The 16,364-nt window shown below is 54.4% G+C and carries 15 protein-coding genes; 6 read left to right on the top strand and 9 right to left on the bottom strand.

What is annotated here, in order from left to right; translation table 11 throughout:
* Window positions 1–6: 6 nt before the first annotated feature.
* Complete coding sequence (locus tag ABIE10_RS08800; RefSeq protein ID WP_316148077.1) at window positions 7–831, bottom strand: heme/hemin ABC transporter substrate-binding protein; 825 nt, start codon at window positions 829–831, stop codon at window positions 7–9.
* A 2-nt stretch (window positions 832–833) separates the two neighbouring features.
* The gene (locus ABIE10_RS08795; protein WP_016152101.1) at window positions 834–2,978 is read right to left on the bottom strand and encodes a TonB-dependent receptor plug domain-containing protein; all 2,145 of its coding nucleotides are present in this window, start codon (window positions 2,976–2,978) and stop codon (window positions 834–836) included.
* A gap of 290 nt (window positions 2,979–3,268) precedes the next feature.
* Between ABIE10_RS08795 and cueR the strand changes: the two genes are divergently transcribed.
* Window positions 3,269–3,679, top strand: coding sequence for a Cu(I)-responsive transcriptional regulator (gene cueR / locus ABIE10_RS08790; protein ID WP_029139441.1), 411 nt, complete (start codon window positions 3,269–3,271; stop codon window positions 3,677–3,679).
* Here cueR and ABIE10_RS08785 read toward each other — a convergent pair.
* The 4 genes from ABIE10_RS08785 to ABIE10_RS08770 are packed head-to-tail and all read right to left on the bottom strand — an operon-like array spanning window position 3,676 to window position 7,898.
* Window positions 3,676–4,392, bottom strand: coding sequence for a DUF3142 domain-containing protein (locus ABIE10_RS08785; protein WP_053389379.1), 717 nt, complete (start codon window positions 4,390–4,392; stop codon window positions 3,676–3,678). The genes cueR and ABIE10_RS08785 overlap by 4 nt on opposite strands.
* A complete protein-coding gene (locus ABIE10_RS08780) occupies window positions 4,362–6,506 on the bottom strand; it encodes a hypothetical protein (protein ID WP_153690657.1) in 2,145 nt (714 codons plus the stop codon). The genes ABIE10_RS08785 and ABIE10_RS08780 overlap by 31 nt, the downstream gene beginning before the upstream one ends.
* A gap of 19 nt (window positions 6,507–6,525) precedes the next feature.
* Window positions 6,526–6,984 carry an NfeD family protein gene (locus tag ABIE10_RS08775; protein WP_016152105.1) on the bottom strand — a complete coding sequence of 153 codons (459 nt, stop codon included), beginning with the start codon at window positions 6,982–6,984 and terminating at the stop codon, window positions 6,526–6,528.
* Window positions 6,981–7,898: an SPFH domain-containing protein gene (locus ABIE10_RS08770; protein WP_016152106.1), complete on the bottom strand. Its 918-nt coding sequence runs from the start codon at window positions 7,896–7,898 to the stop codon at window positions 6,981–6,983. The genes ABIE10_RS08775 and ABIE10_RS08770 overlap by 4 nt, the downstream gene beginning before the upstream one ends.
* 134 nt (window positions 7,899–8,032) lie before the next feature.
* On the opposite strand from ABIE10_RS08770, the gene fetA reads away from it, so the two are divergent.
* Together fetA and fetB are read left to right on the top strand one after the other, a co-directional pair.
* Window positions 8,033–8,710: an iron efflux ABC transporter ATP-binding subunit FetA gene (fetA, locus tag ABIE10_RS08765; protein WP_019076194.1), complete on the top strand. Its 678-nt coding sequence runs from the start codon at window positions 8,033–8,035 to the stop codon at window positions 8,708–8,710.
* Window positions 8,697–9,476: an iron efflux ABC transporter permease subunit FetB gene (gene fetB / locus ABIE10_RS08760; protein ID WP_016155894.1), complete on the top strand. Its 780-nt coding sequence runs from the start codon at window positions 8,697–8,699 to the stop codon at window positions 9,474–9,476. Before fetA ends, fetB begins: the two co-directional genes overlap by 14 nt.
* A gap of 78 nt (window positions 9,477–9,554) precedes the next feature.
* On the opposite strand, the gene ABIE10_RS08755 is transcribed toward fetB, so the two are convergent.
* Genes ABIE10_RS08755 through tesA form a run of 3 tightly spaced genes read right to left on the bottom strand, consistent with a single transcriptional unit; the run spans window position 9,555 to window position 11,893 of the window.
* Window positions 9,555–10,409, bottom strand: coding sequence for a co-chaperone YbbN (locus ABIE10_RS08755; RefSeq protein WP_016152110.1), 855 nt, complete (start codon window positions 10,407–10,409; stop codon window positions 9,555–9,557).
* 58 nt (window positions 10,410–10,467) lie between these two features.
* A complete protein-coding gene (locus ABIE10_RS08750; RefSeq protein WP_429155320.1) occupies window positions 10,468–11,238 on the bottom strand; it encodes an SDR family oxidoreductase in 771 nt (256 codons plus the stop codon).
* 28 nt (window positions 11,239–11,266) lie between these two features.
* Window positions 11,267–11,893, bottom strand: a complete 627-nt coding sequence (tesA, locus tag ABIE10_RS08745) for a multifunctional acyl-CoA thioesterase I/protease I/lysophospholipase L1 (protein WP_085951033.1) — start codon at window positions 11,891–11,893, stop codon at window positions 11,267–11,269.
* On the opposite strand from tesA, the gene ybbA reads away from it, so the two are divergent.
* From ybbA to ABIE10_RS08730, 3 genes are all read left to right on the top strand, one after another.
* A complete protein-coding gene (ybbA, locus tag ABIE10_RS08740; RefSeq protein ID WP_016152113.1) occupies window positions 11,861–12,547 on the top strand; it encodes a putative ABC transporter ATP-binding protein YbbA in 687 nt (228 codons plus the stop codon). The genes tesA and ybbA overlap by 33 nt on opposite strands.
* Window positions 12,544–14,958, top strand: coding sequence for a putative ABC transporter permease subunit YbbP (gene ybbP, locus ABIE10_RS08735; protein WP_429155318.1), 2,415 nt, complete (start codon window positions 12,544–12,546; stop codon window positions 14,956–14,958). Before ybbA ends, ybbP begins: the two co-directional genes overlap by 4 nt.
* 187 nt (window positions 14,959–15,145) lie before the next feature.
* A complete protein-coding gene (locus ABIE10_RS08730; RefSeq protein ID WP_047416825.1) occupies window positions 15,146–16,279 on the top strand; it encodes a porin in 1,134 nt (377 codons plus the stop codon).
* Window positions 16,280–16,364 lie beyond the last annotated feature (85 nt).

The following is a 16,364-nucleotide window of genomic DNA, read 5'->3' as shown; positions in this document are numbered from 1 at the left end:
ATCCAGTTAGTGAGGCCAGAATTGCTGGTGCAGGGCTTCAACCGCATCGGCGACGCGAGGCCCCATACCCAGAATCAGCGCCTGGTCTACCGCCACAATGCGCTGATTTTTCCAGGCCGCAGTGTGGGTAATACCGGCAATCGCGCTCAGACGAGCCAGATCGCCATCCACCATTTGCGACGTCACCACGATCACCTCCGGGTTGGCGGCGATCAGCGACTCCGCGCTGTAACTTTTATACTGCGCGTGGGTGGCGACATTTTGTGCGCCCGCAAGGGTCATAATGGCATCGGCAACGCTGCCCTTGCCGGCGACCTGCGGCGCGCTGCCGCCAGCGGAGAGAATGAACATGGCTTTGACCGGCGCATTTTTCGCCGCCACGCTGTGCTGAACACGATCCAGACGTTGATGCAGGCGATTGACCAGCGCTTCACCTTGTTCAGGAATGCGCAGCTTTTGAGCCAGCTCCCGAATGTTGGCGTACATCTGCTCGACGGTGGCCGGTACGCGCGGCAATGTAACGACGTTAACTTTCTGCGCCCGGAGCTGATCCAAAACGATTTGAGGGCCTGCATCCTGCCAGGTGATAAAGCTGTCCGGGTGCAGCGATAAAATGCCCTCGCTGCTTAACTGCTTCCAGTAGCCGATATGCGGGAGTGCGGCAGTTTCAGGTGGGTACGAGGTGGTTTCATCGACGCCAACCACCCGGTTGCCGACGCCCATGGCGTAAATCAGTTCGCTAAGCGAACCGCCCGCCACCACCAGGCGGTCAGCGGACTGGGCGCTGAAAACACAGGCGAGGCTCAGTAAGCCAATCATGAGTTTTTTCATCGTCAGAAATTCCACGCAAAGCCAACAGCGGCATTGAAACCAGCGTCTGGGATAGATTCATGCGCGGTTCTGTAACGCTTGTCGGTCAGGTTGTTGAGCGCGAGGTTGACCTGATACTGGTCCTGCGGACCAAACTCAGTGTTGAATGCGAGGTTTAGCGTGGCCCAGCCTGGGTAGTTTATTTCCGTGGTGCCGGTATTATCTTTAGCGCGGGACGCCGCGCGAATAAAGACATCGGACGTCACGTTAGCGACATTCATCAACCAGGTATGTTTCAGGCCAACGCGCCCGGTCAGCGTGGGTTCGCCGGTATCCCAGGTTTTTATGGTGTTGCCTTCGTATTGACGGCGAATGAGATTACCGCTCAGGTAGGGGGAAACCGCCCAGCCGTTGTATTCTGCGGTTAATTCCATGCCCCAGGTTTTGGCACGATCGATGTTGTCGTAGTAGTAATAGCCGCCGCGGGAAGAGGTGGTGTTGCCGTTGCAAACGGGTTGGCCTGAACAGGCCAGACTGGCGATATAGTCTTTGGCTTCGGAGTAATAAATAGCACCGTCAATCAGCCACATATTCCCTTTATACCGCGCGCCCAACTCATAGTTATTCGAGTGTTCAGCCTTCAGGTTTGGGTTGCCGTAGGTAACGCTGCCGCCGGCGGATGTCTGCATGAACAACTGAGTAAGCGTGGGGAAGACATAGCCCTGGGCGTATGCAGCCCGGAGTTCAAGATCTTCAAAGCCGGAATAGCGCAGGCTGGTCGAGGTCACCAGTTCATCATCGTGAACGGAATTTCCCCCGGTGGATTGCCAGGTGGTGCCGCTGCTTTGGATAGTTTGCGTATCGTTGCGATTGAGTTTCGAAGACAGCCAGTACTGGCGTGCGCCCACGGTCCACGTCCAGTCATCGGCAAAGCGCCAGTCGTTTTGCGCGAACAGTGAGGTGTTGCTTTGTTCCGCTTCGTTATATGACAGGGTACGGGTTTGCGTATCGAAGAAGCCGGTAGCCGCGGTCTGGCGCGTACTGCCGTCCGTGTCTTGTTTTATTTTGTCATGCTGATACTGAGTGCCAATCACCAGCGTGTTGTTAGCCGGAAGGGAGATATTGCCCTGCAGCGTTACACCCTGGGTATATTGTTTGTCGTTGGTATTGGTTTGATTGCTTACCGTCAGCGCTTTAATCATCGGGCTGGGGATAATCTGGGTCGTTTTGACCCGGTTTTCAAATTTGCGCTCTATTGTCTGGGTGTATGCGTCAAAATGGATGTTCTTCAGGTAATCCCCGTCGGCCGCGTAGTCGTAGAAAAGACCGATTTTCTCGCGTTCCAGCTTAGGAATTTTGACGCTAAAGTCGTCGAACTGACCTTCGGGATCGTCAAACCAGGTTTGAGTGGATAGCTTATAACGGTCGAGTGAGAGTCCAATTTTGTGGCGATCGAGGTTGTAGCCAAGCCACACTCCCTGGCCGTTATTACGGAAGTTGGTGTCGGGCAATCTTCCGTCAGGTGTATCGCGATCCCCCTGGTCGGAATAGCTGCCATTGATGCGGTAGTCAAAGTTACCGATGCTTCCCCAGGCTGCCGCTGACTCTTCCCATCCTGCCGTAGCGGAGTTATAAACAGCCTTAACGCTACCACCCAGAGGCTTATCGCCGCCTTTTTTGGTAATAAAGTTCACGACGCCGCCAATTGCCTGCGAACCATAGAGGACAGAATAAGGGCCTTTGACCACTTCAATACGTTCCAGCGCGGATTCGTCAATCAGTAAACCGGCTCCGTAGTTTTGTCCGGCACGTTGGTAGCTGACGACCTGGCCGTCTATCAAAATCAGCACCCGCGAAGAAGCTTCGCCACGGATACGAATTTGTTTCCGACCTGCGAGAGCGTTATCGGTAACTTCGACGCCGGGGATATCTTGTAAATCATCAGCAAGAGAAACGCTGGTGGAGTTTTGTAGCGTCTGGCGATCGATAACCTGAATGGTTGCCGGGCTATCCCAGAGACTACTTTCTGTGCGGTTAGCCGTAACGATCACCGTATCTTCGTCGGACGTTGAACCGTGTGTTGGAGAGGTCGCTGCAAAAGTAGCGCCGGACATGCATAATGTCAGGGCTGAAAGAATAAATGGCCTTTGATTAATCCGTGGCAACATAAGAGAACCTTTATTGAATGTAAATGATCATCATTATCATTCGCGTTTGTATATAAAATTGTTTCCCTTTGTTCAAGATGAAAGGTGCAGAACCGATACATCTTTTGATTTGAGTCAATTTTGAGTGGTCAATAAATGCTGAAATGTGATCTGAATCGGATATAACAATGTGAATTAAAAGGATTTGTGCATCGCTGTGATGGTGGAAGATGCGCGGGGTTCTTGGGTAAAGGATTACGGCAATGTGGGCTATAATGTGGCTCAGTACCAACAAGATCAGCGGGGGAAATGTGAATATTAGCGATGTTGCGAAAAAAACCGGTTTAACCAGCAAAGCGATACGCTTTTACGAAGAAAAGGGGTTAGTGACGCCGCCGCTGCGTAGCGAAAATGGCTATCGCACATACAACCAACAGCATCTGAATGAGCTTACGCTGTTACGACAGGCACGACAGGTTGGTTTTAACCTGGAAGAGTGCGGCGAGTTGGTGAACCTGTTTAACGATCCGGCGCGTCACAGCGCAGATGTGAAAAAGCGTACGTTAGAAAAGGTGGCGGACATTGAGCGTCATATCAGCGAGCTGCAGGCTATGCGCTTGCATTTGTTGGCGCTGGCGGAGAGTTGCCCTGGCGATGACAGCGCCGAATGCCCGATTATTGATAATCTCTCCGGCTGCTGCCACCATAAAGCGAAGGCTTAACGGAGTGGCGGATTAAGCATAAACACCACCGTGCCACGGTACCACGGTGATTTCTCAAGCTGCGCTTCAGCCTGCGGGTCCCGGCTACCGTTTTGTACCAGCCCCAGCTTAAATGGAATGCGCAGACGACTGAGGGCGGGCAGATACGCCTGATAATTCGGTACCGTGTGACGTCCCTGATAGCTCTGGACCACCAGTTCATCGACCGCCAGCGCGTTCAGCGTGGCGACGTCGCCCGTTTTTGCCCAATCCAGTAGTCCGGTTACGCCAAGTGCAAACTCGGTCGGTAGCCGTTGGCGTAACTGCTGCAGAAAGTGGGCGTAATCGGCAAGCTGATGGGTCGCCGCGTCAAAATCAACCTGCAGGCCGATGACGTGATTCCCGGCCGCTTGCCAGCGTTGCATCAAGCGTATGATGCGCGCCGGGATCTCCTCCGGTACGTCGAGTGTGGTAAAGCGCACGGTCAACCAGATAGAGGGGAAAGTCAGGCGATTAACCGGCAGTCCGAGACGCTGGAACACCACGTTACCTGAACGAACCAGGACTTCGCCCTGATGCAGATAGACTGTTTGTGCGTTTTTCAGCTCGTCACTGGCCTTCACTCCGGACCATAGCCAGAAGGCCGGATGTTCACGGGCGGCGACGATTTCCGCCGCCTGTGCCTGGCCGAGTAGCAGCGCAGTTACCAGTAGTATTTGAGTTTTTGCGCCCACGGACTTCCCGGATACTGCGTTTTCAGTTGGGTGAACCAGCCTTTACGCTGTAGTTTATCCACTTCCTCACCGCCGCACTCGTTAGAGCCTGACGGCGCATAGCACATGATGGCGCGATACAGCGCAAAGCTCTTATCTTCAACCTCTGCTTTTGGCGATGTGATCACCTGCTGGTAGTAGCTTTGCCTGTCGAACTGGCCGAACGGTTTCTTGCGCGAGATTGCTGATTCAAGCACATCGTTGCCGGAGCTGTTTTTCCATAAATCAACGTGGGTTTGCGTAGTGCGGAAAAATTCGCCTAAGCAGTTCAGGGCGTGGGCATCATGCGCTTGTTTGCTCAGAACCGTTACCGTTTCATTGAGGCTGCGACAGGTATAACCGCTCTCGGCAGAGTCGCCTTTCCAGTCGAAAATACTCAGATTAACGTCATCAAACGCTTCGCCAATGACCGGCGGCGTAATGGCGCTGGCCAGTTTTCTGTCATTCAGCCAGTCGTCAAAGCGATGCTCAGTGAGATCCCGCACCAGCAGCGTATGCAGGGCGATGGTACGCTCTTCGTTATTAGGACCATGGACGGCTTGCTGGCGCAGTAGTTCAGGCGTGGCCTGGGTTTTCAGCACCTGCGAGCGAAAGCGCAGGTTAGTTACTGCGCTTTCTGGGGCGAAAATTGCCGCCACGTCGCCGCTATAAACCAGCGTCGCGGCTAGCTTAGCCTGCACATACTGCTGCTGTTCGTTGTCCTGGCTGAGCTTCAGCAATGTCTGCCAGAAATCACGTGCGGTGGTCCATTTCTGCTGGCCCATCAGCGCTTCGCCGTACAGCACCTGTTCGCTGAAGGCCAGCGTATCGTGGGCCGGAAGTTTCTGCGCCGGAGTAACTGCCGAAATAATCGCCGCGTAGTTGCCCGTTGCCAGCCACAGATTCAGCTGCAGATCGCGCCATAGCGGCAGTTTTTGGCTCTGCTCAAACACCGGTTTGCTGGCGTCAAGCTGGGCCTGCGTCAGCGTTGGTTTGTTGTTGTTATTCAGGCGCAACGCGCGCAGCAGTTCGATATAGCTGACAAGCGGCGCATCGGGGAAAGCCTCCACCACGGACTGTTCGTAGAACGCCATGCCGTAGACATTATCGTATTCGATGACGATCTCACGCAGTTGCTGTGCGTCAGCCGACTGCTGGAGCGTCTGCTCATACAATCCCGCCAATTGCGGCCACGCCTGTAAATACCAGTTGATACGACGCAGCATACCGTGCGAGGAAGCGGCGTACAGGCCTTGCGGGTAGTGTTGCAGATAGGCTTGCGCCAGCGTCTGAGCCTGAGAAGCGTCCTCGCGGTTAATTTTTGTGATATCAAAATCGCCGTACTCGCCCACGCTGTTCTGGCTGCTTTTGTTCAACGCCGCACGTATCAGCATGTATTGCGCGGTCTCAGCCAGCCACGGACGATCGCTTTTGGCTAGCTGAGCGAAATCCTGTTCGGCGCTGGCATAATTACCTGCATAAAAACTGGCGGCCGCTGCCAGATAGCTTTTGTAGGACTGAGCTGGAGAATCTGCCGGGAGAGTGGCAAGCGATGACTCAATTTGCTCGCGGGTTGCCCCGGATAACAGTCCTGTACGCGCCTGGGCAAGGGCCTGACGCTGATTTGCCGTTAACGTTGAGTCGGCCAGCAGTGCGGCAAAAAACGCGCTGACGCTCGCGGTATTGTTCGAAACATGACGGTTCTCAAGCTCAGCGTCGTTGACGTTTATTTCGTCTGCGCTAATGTTCAGTTCGGCTATCTGTCGGGACAGGGGGCTGTCTTCGGCAGATACCTGCGCTGCGGCTGGCTGCGGGGCAATGTCATCCCACTGCGGATGATACGCAAAATAGAAATCGCGGGAGCGGGTGATGTCCGCCGGCATCGACTGCACCGGCAGAGCAAATGATTTCTCCTGGCTCAGCAGCCGCAGCAGGTTATCGCGGCTGTCGTTTTCCGGATTGAAGGTGGGCGTGCCTTTCAGCAGGCAGCTGTCGTCGCTCCATTTGCAGTCTTCCATATCGAAAGAGGCGAATACCTGCGGGGCGGCGACCAATAATGAGCAAAGGGCAAAGGTAAGGGATGTCTTCCTGACCATAGTCTTATTTCCTGTCTTTTCAGTGTGATACCGCTGTAATAATCAGGGTAATTCCCTCAACGGCAATAACTTCAACCTGCGTTCCGGCGCTCAAATCGTCGCGGGCGCTGACGGGCCATGAGCTGTCGCCGACGCGCATATGTCCGCGGCCATTGACCAGGGCGGTTTCCAGAATAAATCGACGGCCAACCAACTGCTGCCCGCGCTGGTTAAGATGGCTGTCGGCGGGTTTCTGATCTTGTACGCGCCTTGCCAGCCACTTCCACCACAGCCAGGCCGCCAGCAGGGTGAGTACGGCGAACATCGCCCCCTGCCACGCCCAGTCAAGCGGGATGAGCCACACCACCAGGCCGGTAATCACCGCCGCCACGCCGCTCCACAGTAGATAGCCGTTACCGCCCAGCATCTCGGCGGCGAGTAGCAGACCGCCGAGGCTGAGCCAGAAGATGTGCGGGTGCACCAGAATCATCGCTATCATGATTTTTTCCGTTCGCTGGCGCTGTCTTTCACCAGTTCGGCGATCCCGGCAATGGACCCCATCAGGCTGCTGGCATCCAGCGGCATCATCACCACTTTGCTGTTATTCGACGAACCGATGTGCTGCAGCGCTTCGGTGTATTTCTGCGCCACGAAGTAGTTCACGGCCTGAATATCCCCGGCGGCAATGGCCTCCGAAACCATCTGCGTCGCGCGGGCCTCGGCTTCTGCGGAACGTTCACGCGCTTCAGCCTGTAAAAATGCCGACTGGCGTTCACCTTCCGCTTTGAGGATTTTCGACTGTTTCTCACCTTCGGCCTTGACGATTTCTGCCTGACGGATCCCTTCCGCTTCAAGAATATAGGCGCGCTTGGTACGTTCGGCTTTCATCTGCGCGTTCATGGCGTCGATAAGTTCCGCCGGTGGACGTACATCGCGGATTTCAATACGGGTGATTTTAATGCCCCAGGGATTCGTGGCCTCATCAACGATATGCAGCAGGCGCGTGTTGATGTTGTCACGCTGGGAGAGCATTTCATCGAGTTCCATCGAGCCGAGAACGGTACGAATGTTGGTCATGGTCAGGTTGATGATCGCCAGTTCCAGGTTGCTGACCTCATAAGCCGCTTTTGGCGCGTCGATCACCTGAATAAAGCAGACGGCATCGATCGCGACGTTGGCGTTGTCTTTGGAGATGACTTCCTGAGAGGGGATATCAAGCACCTGTTCCATCATGTTGATCTTACGACCGATGCGGTCCATGAACGGTACAACAAGGTTTAAACCCGGTTGCAGGGTTTTGGTGTAACGGCCAAAACGCTCGACCGTCCACTGATATCCCTGCGGGACGATTTTGACGCCAGCACCGACGATGACCAGCGCGACAAAAATGAGAATAGGAATAAAAATGAGCATTGATGAAACCTCCTGTTGTGTTGTCCTTTACTGCCTCATTAGTCAAATTATACCCGATTTATCAGGGTGGGCTCCCCTATAATAAATTACAGGGATAGACTGTCTGCACGAAAGAGGTAAAAAAGGGATTGGTAATGGAAGAAAGCAGCATTCTGCTTCAGTTAAAAAATGTCGCATGGCAGGCAGGGGCGACGCAGGTTCTCAATAACATCTGTTTTAATCTCCGGGCCGGAGAATTTAAGCTGATTACCGGCCAGTCTGGTTGCGGTAAAAGTACGTTACTCAAGATAGTGGCGTCATTAATTAGCCCGACTGCCGGTGAAATTCTCTTTGAGGGCAAGGAGATAAACACTCTTAAGCCTGAAACATATCGCCAGCAGGTTTCTTATTGTGCGCAAACGCCCGCGTTGTTTGGTGACACCGTTTACGACAACCTCATTTTCCCCTGGCAAATCCGCGATAAACGTCCGGATCCGGATGTGTTTCTTGCCGATCTGGCCCGTTTTGAGCTACCCGAAACGATCCTCAAAAAAAACATCAATGAGCTGTCCGGCGGCGAAAAGCAACGCGTCTCGTTAATTCGTAATTTACAGTTTCTGCCAAAAATCCTGCTGCTTGATGAAATCACCAGCGCGCTGGATGAAGCCAATAAACGGAATGTGAACGAATTAATTCACCACTATGTTCGCGATAAGAATATTGCTGTGCTGTGGGTGACGCACGACAAAGATGAAATTAATCATGCGGATAATGTCATAACCCTTCAACCGCACGCCGGGGAAATGCAGGAAGTAAGCAATGAACGAGCATAATATTACCAATGAATCACTGGCGTTAGCGATGATGCTGGTGGTGGTCGCGATACTGATCAGCAACAAAGAAAAACTGGCGCTGGAAAAAGATATTCTCTGGAGCGTTTGCCGGGCGGTGGTTCAGCTTATTATCGTTGGCTATGTGCTGAAATATATTTTCGGCGTTAACCACAGCATTCTGACCTTATTGATGGTGCTGTTTATCTGTTTCAACGCGGCCTATAACGCGCAAAAGCGCAGTAAATATATTGATAAAGCTTTTCTCTCGTCATTTATCGCCATCACGGCGGGGGCGGGGTTAACGCTGGCGGTGCTGGTTCTGTCAGGCTCTATCGAGTTTACCCCAATGCAGGTGATCCCAATTTCCGGCATGATTGCAGGCAATGCGATGGTTGCGGTAGGGCTGTGTTACAACAATCTGGGGCAGCGGTTTAACAGCGAACAGCAGCAAATTCAGGAAAAACTCAGCCTCGGTGCGACGCCGAAAGTGGCCTCCGCGCCGCTGATTCGCGACAGTATTCGCGCTTCGCTGATCCCGACGATCGATTCAGCGAAGACCGTGGGACTGGTGAGTTTACCGGGGATGATGTCAGGGTTGATCTTTGCAGGTATTGATCCGGTAAAAGCGATTAAGTATCAGATTATGGTGACGTTTATGCTGCTTTCGACCGCCAGTCTGTCAACCATTATCGCCTGCTACCTGACCTATCGGAAGTTCTATAATTCACGTCACCAACTGGTGGTGACGCATTTGAAAAAAAACTAATGGAGTACCGGATGGCGCGGGCCTACGGGGAGATTGTAGGCCCGATTAGCGCAAGCGCCATCAGGCAAATGCAGCGGATTAGTACAACAGCGCGTACAGCTGGCGGCGGTATTTCGAGGCCAGCGCATCGCCGGTGCCCAGTGCGGCAAGGATCTCCTGGAAGGTTTTACGCGCCTGACCGTCGGCAGCAGTGAGATCTTTCTTCAGGTGACTGAACAGCAATTCCAGCGATTCTTCGTTACGCCCAACCTGGTGTAACTGAATGGCCAGTTGAGTTGCCAGCGCCGCATCCTGTGGATTGCTGGCGACCTGCTGCTGCAACTGTTGGATTTCAGGCGTATCAGCCGCCTGCTTCAGCAGTTCGATCTGTGCCACCAGCCCCTGATAACGGGTGTCCTGATCCTGCAATGGGATAGTTTTCAGCACCGCTTCAGCTTCGTCAGAACGGTTCAGGGCGATTTGCGTTTCCGCCAGCAGCAGGCCAATTTCGCTGCTCTGGTTGGAGATCTGCCAGGCTTCTTTCAGCAGCGGCAGCGCATCAGCGTGATTGCCGGCTTCGATGAACTCGATCGCCTGGCGCGCTTTCAGCTCTTCCTCGCTCGGCAACACTTTCTCCAGCAGCGCGCGAATAACTTCTTCCGGCTGCGGGCCCTGGAATCCATCTACCGGCTGACCGTTCTGGAACAGATAAACCGTGGGGATCGCGCGCAGACCAAACTGGGAGGCGATCATCTGCTCGGCGTCGCAGTCTAACTTGGCGAGAATAAACTGACCGTTGTACTGAGCAACAAGGCTCTCCAGTACCGGCGTTAATTGCAGACAATGCTGGCTGCGCTCAGACCAAAAATAGAACAGGACCGGCGTGGTCATCGACTGTTCAAGGGTCTGCTGGAGGTTCGATTCGTTAATGTTAACAATATTCTGTGTGGACATGGAGTTACTCTCTTTTGTCGATTTCTTGTTACATGGGGGCTGACGCGCGTGCTTCAACTCAACCCTGTAAAATTTTGTCCATTATGCGGCCTGGCAACAGGCGCTTCAGTAGCATAACTGCCCAGGTCACCAGCGTAACCGGATAACGCAGCTTGGGTTTGTCGCTCTCCAACGCATGACGCACTTTGGCGACAACCGCTTGTGGCCCCAGCGTAAAACGCGCGGCAATTCCGGGGTTTTCCACGGGAGCATCGCTCTGGGTCTGATTGACGTTTTCGGTAAAGCGGGTGCGAATAGGGCCTGGCTCAATCAGGCTGACCTTAATCCCGCTGTGGCGCAGCTCCATACGCAGCGCGTCGGACCAGGCTTCCAGCGCATATTTGCTGGCGGCATAGGCCCCGCGTCCCGGCGTTGAGATCAATCCCATTACCGACGAGGTCATCACAATTCGTCCTTCGCCGTGGGGTAGCATAGCGGGTAACAGGCGCATGGTAAGCTGATGTGCGCCAAAGAAGTTGGCGGAAAACTGCTGTTCCATCTGCTCGCGGCTGATGGTGGGCAGTGGGCCATAGACGCCGTATCCGGCGTTGTTAAAGATCCCATACAAACGATTTTCGGTCAGAGCGATCACCTCATCAGCCGCGCGATCTACGCTCTCGGGTGAATCCAGATCCAGCAATATGCCGGTGAATCCCATGCTGTTCATACGCGCCACATCGTCAGGTTTGCGACAGCCTGCCAGAATTTGAAAACCCTGGCGCTTTAGCTCAAGCGCGCTTTCCAGACCGATTCCGCTGGAACATCCTGTTATTAAGACCGATTTTTGCATAACTTTACCTGTCAGGATCTCCGTTGTTTTACGAGTCGTGATTTACTAGAGGAGTGAGATGTTGCGCCATCCAGTCGGCAATAAACGGCTGGGCGTCACGGTTAGGATGAATACCATCATCCTGCATCCACTGGGGTTTCAGATAAACCTCTTCCATAAAAAAGGGCAGCAGAGGTATATCAAACTCTTTGGCGAGTTTTGGATAAATCGCGCTAAAGCTTTCATTATAACGGCGACCGTAGTTTGCCGGCAGACGAATTTGCATCAGCAGCGGTTCGGCATTTGCTGCTTTCACATCCTGCAGAATCGTGCGCAGGGTTTGTTCGGTTTGCGCAGGCGCAAAACCGCGCAGACCGTCGTTGCCGCCAAGTTCGACCAGCACCCAGCGCGGCTGGTGCTGCTTCAGTAATGCAGGCAGACGGGCCAGACCCTGCTGCGAGGTGTCGCCGCTAATACTGGCATTCACCACCGGCGTTTTGGTTTGCCATTTATCATTAAGTAGCGCAGGCCACGCGGCGCTGGCGGACATACGGTATCCGGCGCTCAGGCTGTCACCCAGAATTAATAACGTGTCCGCTGCGGCGGCGCGGAAAGTTAACAGGACCAGGAACAGGAAAGGCCAATGCCAGCGGAAAACATTGTTGAAGTTCATCATCTTAAGAAATCCGTCGGTCAGGGTGATCATGAGCTATCCATCCTTACCGGAGTTGAACTGGTTGTCAAACGCGCCGAGACCATTGCGCTGATTGGCGAGTCGGGTTCAGGAAAATCCACACTGCTGGCGATCCTCGCCGGGCTGGACGATGGCACCAGCGGTGAAGTCAGTCTGGTGGGGCAGGCGCTGCACACCATGGATGAAGAAGCCCGGGCACAGCTGCGGGCGCGACACGTGGGTTTTGTCTTCCAGTCATTCATGTTAATTCCGACCCTTAACGCGCTGGAAAACGTCGAGTTGCCCGCGTTGTTGCGCGGTGAAAACAGTGGAAAAAGTCGCGACGGGGCAAAAACGTTGCTGGAGCAACTGGGGCTGGGAAAACGTCTTGATCATCTTCCGGCCCAGCTTTCCGGTGGGGAGCAGCAGCGCGTGGCGCTGGCGCGGGCGTTTAACGGTCGTCCTGACGTGCTGTTTGCCGATGAACCGACGGGCAATCTGGACCGCCAGACCGGAGACAAAATCGCCGACCTGCTGTTTTCTCTGAACCGGGAACATGGCACCACCCTGATTCTGGTGACCCATGATTCTCAACTGGCGGCGCGTTGCGATCGGCGTTTACGCCTGGTGAACGGACAGTTGCAGGAGGAGGCATGATTGCACGCTGGTTCTGGCGCGAATGGCGCTCGCCTTCATTACTGATTGTCTGGCTGGCGCTGAGTCTGGCCGTGGCCTGCGTGCTGGCTCTGGGCAATATCAGCGATCGTATGGAAAAAGGGCTGAGCCAGCAAAGCCGTGAGTTTATGGCGGGAGATCGGTCGCTGCAAAGTTCGCGTACCGTGCCGAAAGCGTGGATTGACGAGGCGCGACAGCGTGGCCTGAAAGTGGGCGAACAGCTGACCTTTGCCACTATGACCTTTGCCCGGGATACGCCGCAGTTGGCGAACGTCAAAGCGGTGGATGATGTGTATCCGATGTATGGCACGTTGCAAACCAATCCGCCGGGACTGAAACCTCAGCCTGGCTCGGTGCTGCTGGCTCCGCGTCTGATGGCGTTGCTGAACTTAAAAATCGGTGATTCCATCGACGTGGGTGATGCCACGCTGCGCATCGCCGGGGAAGTGGTGCAGGAGCCGGATGCCGGTTTTAATCCGTTCCAGATAGCGCCGCGCCTGATGATGAACGTGGCGGATGTCGAAAAAACGGCGGCGGTCCAGCCGGGAAGCCGGGTGACCTGGCGCTATAAATTTGGCGGGACACCGCAGCAACTGGAAGCCTATGAAAAATGGCTGCTCCCGCAGTTAAAGCCTGAACAGCGCTGGTATGGGCTGGAGCAGGATGAAGGGGCGCTGGGGAAATCACTGGAGCGTTCGCAACAGTTCCTGCTGCTGTCGGCGCTGCTAACCCTGCTGCTGGCGGTCGCTGCAGTTGCCGTGGCGATGAGCCATTACTGCCGCAGTCGTTACGATCTGGTGGCTATTCTGAAAACCCTTGGCGCGGGCAGAGCACAGTTGCGCAGGCTAATTGTTGGTCAATGGCTGATGGTGCTGGTGCTGTCTGGCGTGACCGGAGGGTTATTCGGGCTGTTGTTTGAACGCGTGCTGGTGGTATTACTTAAGCCGGTACTGCCCGGCGAACTGCCGCCTGCCAGTCCCTGGCCGTGGCTATGGGCATTAGGCACCATGACGGTCATTTCTCTGCTGGTGGGGTTACGCCCTTACCGTTTGCTGGTGGCGACTCAGCCACTGCGGGTACTGCGCCGTGACGTGGTGGCAAACGTCTGGCCGCTGAAGTTTTATTTGCCGGTGGTATTGATAGTCGTGATTGCCCTGCTCGCCGGACTGATGGGCGGAAGTCCGCTGCTGTGGGCCGTGCTGGCCGGAGCGGTAGTGCTGGCGCTTTTGTGCGGGGTGCTCGGCTGGATGCTGCTCAATGTGCTGCGTGGCCTGACGCTCACCTCGCTGCCGCTGCGTTTAGCGGTCAGTCGGCTGTTGCGCCAGCCGTGGTCAACGCTCAGTCAGCTGTCGGCATTTTCGCTTTCCTTTATGTTGCTGGCGCTGCTGCTGGTACTGCGTGGCGACCTGCTCGACCGCTGGCAGCAGCAAATGCCGCCGGAAAGCCCGAACTATTTTCTCATCAACATTGCCACCGAACAGGTGGTTCCACTCAAGGCTTTCCTGGCTGAGCATCAGGTGATCCCGGAATCGTTCTATCCGATTGTGCGGGCGCGTCTGACGGCGATCAATGAGAAGCCGACCGAAGGCAATCACGATGAGGCGCTGAACCGTGAGCTTAATCTGACCTGGCAGGATACCCGACCGGATCATAACCCGATCGTTGCCGGAAGCTGGCCGCCAAAAGCGGGCGAAGTCTCGATGGAAGAGGGGCTGGCGAAACGGCTGAACGTCAAACTTGGCGATCGGGTGACCTTTATGGGCGATACCCAGGATTTCAGCGCCACGGTCAGCAGTCTGCGCAAAGTGGACTGGGAAAGCCTGCGCCCCAACTTCTTCTTTATCTTTCCCTCCGGCGCGCTGGACGCTCAGCCGCAAAGCTGGTTAACCAGCTTTCGCTGGGAGAACGGCAACGGCATGCTGACGCAGCTTAACCGCGAATTCCCGACTATCAGCCTGCTGGATATTGGCGCAATCCTCAAACAGGTGAGCCAGGTGCTGGAGCAGGTGAGCCGGGCACTGGAGGTGATGGTGGTGCTGGTTACCGCTTGCGGTATGTTGCTGCTATTAGCGCAGGTCCAGGTCGGAATGCGTCAGCGTCATCAGGAACTGGTGGTCTGGCGCACGCTGGGCGCGGGTAAGAAGCTGCTGCGTACCACGCTATGGTGCGAGTTCGCCATGCTCGGAATGGTCGCCGGACTGGTGGCTGCCATCGGCGCGGAAACCGCACTGGCGGTGCTGCAAACCCGAGTGTTTGATTTTCCGTGGGAGCCAGACTGGCGACTGTGGGTCGTATTGCCGCTTTGTGGGGCATTGTTGCTCTCGTTATGCGGCGGATGGCTCGGTTCACGTCTGCTAAAAGGCAAAGCGCTGTTCCGTCAATTCAGTAGTTAATTCATATTCGTGATGATTACGCACCGGTTTTTTAAATCGGTGCGTTTTTTTATCTATGTAGCACAAATTGATAACTCATTGATATTTAACAGCACAGAACAATAAAAACCCGACAACACGAGTGTATTAATAAACGTTAATATTTGTATGCTGAATAATTGGCAGGCTATCTATCAAGGTACAAATAATGACTATAAAAAAAACGGCGCTGGCGGTATCGATCGGCGCAGCAGTGGCATTAACGACGTTCGCCTCCCAGGCGGAAATCACGGTCCTGAAACAAGATCCACAGGCGGGCAACCCGCTGAGCCGTCTTAACTTCACCGTTGGCGGGAGTATTCGTCCGCAGTTCCAGAATATGGCCGGTGATGATGGTAAGAATGGCTACAAACGTAATGGTTTCGACGGCGGGACGCGTTTCCGCTTCGCCGCTGATTACTATCTGTTTGATGACATCAGCTGGGTGAGTTATTACGAGCTGGGCGTTAACTTCCCGGCAATGTTCAACTGGGATAATCACTATGCTAACGGCGCCAACGATACCACGCGTCGTATGTTGTACACCGGTCTGAAGAGCGCGACCTGGGGTACGCTGACCTTCGGTCAACAGAACAGCATTTACTATGATGTGGTTGGTGCGAAAACGGATATCTGGGACTACGACATGATCGGTCAGGCACCAGGTAACGGTATCAATGGCGACTATGACGGTTCCTATCGTACGCGTAAATCACTGAAGTATAAGAAAACGGTTGGCGATGTTGATCTCTACGCGTCTTATCTGTTCAGCGATGATTACAACCCGAACAACGGTCTGCGCTACAAGCGTAAAGGCGGTGGCTCGCTGGGTGTGGATTATCACATCACCGATGACCTGACCTGGGGTACGGCGTGGAACTACACCCGCGCGGAAATGCGTGGCGACACCAGCAAAACCTACGATCAAAACATCGTCGGTACCGCGCTGAGCTGGAAACCGGACAACTGGACCTTCTCGATGGGCGGCGGTTGGTATCAAAACTTCATGACCACCAAAAAAGTCTCTGTTAACGATTACTTTGCCGGTGATGCCTGGGGTCTGGAATATTTCGCGGGTTATACCTTCCCGGTTGGTCAGTATGCGCTGAAATCCGTTCAACCCTACGTTATGGGCGACCGTATTGAATACGTGAATGGTCGTAACTACCTGCGTACCGACAATGGTGTGGGTATCAGCTTCCAGCTGGACTACGGTTTCCGTGTGGATTACGAACACGTCTTCACCTCCAGCACCGACGATCTGGGTGATATGAACCTGGTTCGTCTGCGTTACGACTTCTAAGTCAATTTCCCTGCCAAAACCGGGTAACCAGAAGGTTATCCGGTTTTTACTATCCTTTGCTGAAAAACACATTAGTACCTTCAGC

Source organism: Citrobacter sp. 506, assembly GCF_050434985.1.
Classification (GTDB): domain Bacteria; phylum Pseudomonadota; class Gammaproteobacteria; order Enterobacterales; family Enterobacteriaceae; genus Citrobacter; species Citrobacter braakii.
Note: the sequence above shows the minus strand (reverse complement) of the source record. Positions and strands in the feature narration are given on the sequence as shown.